This window comes from Terrabacter sp. P5_B1 (assembly GCF_056400505.1).
Map to the genome: position 1 here is coordinate 1 of NZ_JBFULD010000341.1, position 4,334 is coordinate 4,334.

Here is a 4,334-nt window from a genome sequence, read left to right on the forward strand (position 1 = left end):
CCGGCCCTTCCGCATACTGCTGGGTCGTGCCGCCTTGGCGGCCGGGATCATTTGCCGCGCAGGGCCTTCCGGTCCATGCGGGCGCGCATCGGGTCGACGCCGGGCGGCAGGGGAGCGCGGAGGCCGCCGAGCGCCTTGAGGCGCTTGTTGACCAGAGCCATCTCGTCCTTGGTGATCTGTGGCTTGAGACGCTGGACCTTGCTCGCGAGCTTCGGCAGCGGGACCTCGTTCTCGCCGGATCCGACGCGCATCGTCGTCACGGGGACGCCGGGGGCGACGCGCTCGACGCGCTTCTTCTCGGCGGCGAGCAGCTTCTGGACGCGGGCCGTGGGGCCTTCGCCGATGAGGACGACCCCGGGGCGGCCGAGCGCGCGGTAGACCATGGCGGCCGAGTTGATGTCGCCGGGACGGGCGACGTCGGCGGCGACGGGCTCACGGTCGGTGTACCAGCCACGACGGATCGAGGTGAGCGCCGCCCCGGCGGCGCCGGCCTGCCCTTCGATCTGGCTGTAGGCGGCCCGCTCGGCGCGCCGGCTCATGATGATCGTTGCGGCGAGGACGCCGAAGAGCACGCCGAAGATGCCGAAGATCCAGGGGAGCTTCACGAGAAAGCCGATGACGAGCAGTACCCCGAAGACGACGAGGAACGACAGCAGCATGAACCAGCCGATGACCGGGTCAGCTTCCTTGGAGACCCGGTAGACGTCACGGATCTGGGACAGCCGTCCCTGCTTCTTCTCCTGGGGCGCGCTGCTCGCGTCGCCGTCCTTGTTGCGTGCCATGGTGCTCAGGATACGGCGCTCTGGGCGCGGGCCACCAACGACGCCGCCTCCTGGCGGGCGGGGGACCCGGCGGCCTCGGCGAGGTGCGACAGGTGTGCGGGGATCTCGCGTCCCCACTTGCGCATCGCGGTGGCCCAGAGGCGGCCCGCGCGGTACGACGAGCGCACGAGTGGTCCGGCCATGACGCCCTTGAAGCCCATCTCCTCGGCGACCTCGGACCAGTGCACGAACTCCTCGGGCTTGACCCACCGGTCGATGGGGTGGTGCAGCTTCGAGGGACGCAGGTACTGCGTGATCGTGAGGATGTCGCAGCCGGCGTCGTGGAGGTCGCGGATGGCCTCCTCGATCTCGGTGTCGGTCTCACCCATGCCGAGGATGAGGTTGGATTTGGTGACGAGTTCCGCTTCCCGCGCCATGGTGAGCACGGCGAGCGACTTCTCGTAGGTGAACGCCGGACGGATGCGCTTGAAGATGCGCGGCACCGTCTCGAGGTTGTGTGCGAAGACCTCGGGCCGTGCGTCGAAGACCTGGCCGACGAGCTCGGGCTTGGCACCGAAGTCCGGCGGGAGTATCTCGACCCCCGTGTTGGGGTTGAGCAGGTGGATCTGGCGGATCGTCTCGGCGTACAGCCCGGCGGCGCCGTCGGGCTGGTCGTCGCGCGCGACGCCGGTCACGGTCGAGTAGCGCAGCCCCATCCGGGCCACGGACTCGGCCACGCGCCGGGGCTCGTCGAGGTCGAGGGAGGTCGGGCGGCCCGTCGCGATGTCGCAGAAGTCGCAGCGGCGGGTGCAGACGTCACCACCGATGAGGAAGGTGGCCTCCTTGTCCTCCCAGCACTCGAAGATGTTGGGGCAACCGGCCTCCTGGCACACCGTGTGCAGGCCCTCGGACTTCACCATCGAGTGCAGGGCGGTGTACTCCGGGCCCATCTTGGCGGTCGTGCGGATCCAGGACGGCTTGCGCTCGATGGGGGTCTCGGCGTTGCGCGCCTCGACGCGCAGCAGACGACGGCCGTCGGGAACGACAGACACACGGGCTCCTTGGTCGGGTTGAGCTGCTCGGGCAGACCTCGGGCAAGACTACGCCTCGCCTCCAGCGTGCCCGACCGCGCACGTATGCCGTGGGGTGGGTCGACACGGCAGTGCTGCCCCGTGGATGGCGCGTCACGGGCCCGTTCGCGTCGGGATCCGCGCCCGCTCAGCCGACGTCGCGACGGCGGAAGACGGCCAGCGCGGCGGCGACGCCGACGACCGAGAGCACGAGCAGGTAGACCCAACCGTGGGTGTATCCGAGCGTGTGCTGCGCGCCCTGGCAGCCGTCGGGCCCGCAGGCCTCGACGAGGTACGTGGCGCCCTTGCCCACGAAGGCGTCGACGTTGAGGCGGACCAGCCACGGCTGCAGCGCTCCGCCCTGAACCCCGTGGGCGATGAAACCCTCGACGAGCACGGCATACCCCGCGACGATCCCGATGACGCCGGCGGTGGCGCGCGCAAGCAGCCCCAGCACCGCCCCTCCGAGCCCGCCCAGGGCGATGACGACGACCACCCGCAGCAGCGCCAGCGCCAGGGGGTCGTCGGGGGTCGCGGCTGGCTCCGGGAGGTGGAGCGAGCTGTCGGGACGGTTGAGCGTCGTGACGACGAAGGCGCCGAAGGCCGCGAGGCCGACGGCAGCGGCCCCGACGGCGAGACCTCCGAGGGCGGCGACGACCAGCTTCGAGGCGGCCACGCGCAGCCGCTGTGGGCAGAACGTGAGCCACGTCCCCATGGCGCCCGAGGCGAACTCGGCCGCCACGAAGCTCGCCCCGAGGAGGAAGGCGAGGAAGCCGAAGAGGTAGACGCCCTCCCGCGTGATGCTGCGGGTCATCTCGGTGCGGGAGGTGTTGACGAGCCCGAACTGCGAGAGCGAGGGCGGCTGGTTCATCTGGTCACAGTTGAAGTCGCCCAGGTCGCCGCCTTGGGCCTGGGCCTGGGCCTGCTGCTTGCGGCACTCGTCGAGCTGCGCTTGGCGCTCGGCCGCCGGCATGGCGTCGAGCTGCTGCTTCATGTCGGCGACAATCCGGTTGTAGTCGGCGACCCGCTGGGCGATCGTCGCGGGCCGGGTGTCCTGGAAGGCCGCGAACGAGGCGACGCCCACGAAGAGCACGATCGCGACCAGGACCATGCGGGCGAGACGGCGCCACCAGAGGCGGCGCAGCTCGACCCCGACGAGCCCGGCGAACGTCGTGCCGCGGGGCCGCATCGYGGGAGAGGTCTGCGTGTCGTCGCGGACGAGCGCGTGCTGGCTCATGCCGCACCTCCCGTCGTGAGGCCGCCGGCTTCCCGGTCGGCCACCGAGCCCAGCCCCTCGTCGGCGGTGAGCGCGAGGAAGACGGCCTCGAGGTCCGCGCGAACCGGCGTCAGCTCGTTCACGTAGAGGCCGTGGCCGGCGAGAGCGCGGGTCACGGCCGCCGGGTCCGTGGCGGCGACGATGAGGTGCTCGCCCTCGCGCTGCACGCCGAACCCGTCACCCTCGAGGATCGTGGCGGCGTTCTCGGGGGACGTGACACCCACGCGCACCTGGGCGGTGGACGTGCTGCCGAGGATGTCGCTGACGGGCCCCTCGGCGAGCAGCGACCCGTGCCCGATGATCGACACGGTGTCGGCCACCTGCTCGACCTCGCTCAGCAGGTGGGAGCTGACGAGCACGGTCTTGCCCTGGGCCCCCAGGGATCCCATCGTGTCGCGGACCTCGCGGATGCCGGCCGGGTCGAGCCCGTTGGTCGGTTCGTCGAAGATGAGCRGGTCGGGGTCCTTCAGCAGCGTCGCCGCGATGGCCAGCCGCTGCTTCATGCCGAGCGAGTAGCCGCCGAAGCGGTCGCGGCCGCGGTCCCCGAGCTGGGTGGCCTCGAGCACCTGGTCGACCCGGGGGAGCGGGGTGCCGATGGCATCGGCGAGCAGCCGGAGGTTCTGGCGGCCGGTGAAGGAGGGAAAGAACTTCGGCGCCTCGACGATGGCGCCGACGCGGTCGACGACCCTCGGCAGGTGTCGTGGCACCGGCTGCCCGAGCACCTCCGCGGTGCCCGAGTCGGGCCGCACGAGCCCCAGCAGCATCCGGATCGTCGTCGTCTTGCCCGACCCGTTGGGGCCGAGGAAGCCGTGGACACCTCCGAGGGGCACCGTCATCGAGAGGCCCTGCACCGCGACCCGGCGGCGACCTCGACTGACGTAGGTCTTGCGTAGGTTGGTGGTGCGGACGGCGACGTCCATCGATCTCCCCCTGAGAGCCGGCTGTGAGCCACACCCTAGGGGTCTGTGGGGCCGCTGTCAGGCCAGAACGCGCCGGTTCGGCTGGAGCGTCGGGAGGATGTCGGCCAGGTGCTTCTCGACGTGCGGGATCACCTCGGTGACGGGCACGTCGCGGCCCAGCTCGAACGACAGCGAGGTGACGCCCACGCCGACGATKCCGCACGGGATGATGACCCCACCCCACGAGAGGTCGGGGTTGCAGTTGAGGGCGAAGCCGTGCATCGCGACCTGGCGGCTGACGCGGATGCCGATGGCGCCGATCTTGCGC

5 protein-coding genes are annotated in these 4,334 nt (G+C 71.1%); all 5 read right to left on the reverse strand.

Annotation, left to right across the window (positions count from 1 at the left end; genetic code table 11):
* Positions 1 to 47: 47 nt before the first annotated feature.
* Positions 48 to 782 (reverse strand): DUF4191 domain-containing protein, encoded by a 735-nt coding sequence (locus AC1DP0_RS18690; protein ID WP_478087365.1) that lies wholly within the window; start codon positions 780 to 782, stop codon positions 48 to 50.
* A gap of 5 nt (positions 783 to 787) precedes the next feature.
* Complete coding sequence (gene lipA, locus AC1DP0_RS18695; RefSeq protein ID WP_478087367.1) at positions 788 to 1,813, reverse strand: lipoyl synthase; 1,026 nt, start codon at positions 1,811 to 1,813, stop codon at positions 788 to 790.
* A gap of 166 nt (positions 1,814 to 1,979) precedes the next feature.
* On the reverse strand, positions 1,980 to 3,068 hold the full coding sequence (locus AC1DP0_RS18700) for a hypothetical protein (protein ID WP_478087369.1): 1,089 nt from the start codon (positions 3,066 to 3,068) through the stop codon (positions 1,980 to 1,982).
* Positions 3,065 to 4,027 carry an ABC transporter ATP-binding protein gene (locus tag AC1DP0_RS18705; RefSeq protein WP_478087371.1) on the reverse strand — a complete coding sequence of 321 codons (963 nt, stop codon included), beginning with the start codon at positions 4,025 to 4,027 and terminating at the stop codon, positions 3,065 to 3,067. Before AC1DP0_RS18705 ends, AC1DP0_RS18700 begins: the two co-directional genes overlap by 4 nt.
* Positions 4,028 to 4,084: 57 nt before the next feature.
* Positions 4,085 to 4,334 (reverse strand): lipoyl protein ligase domain-containing protein (locus AC1DP0_RS18710; protein WP_478087373.1); only part of this gene is annotated, 250 nt, incomplete at its 5' end.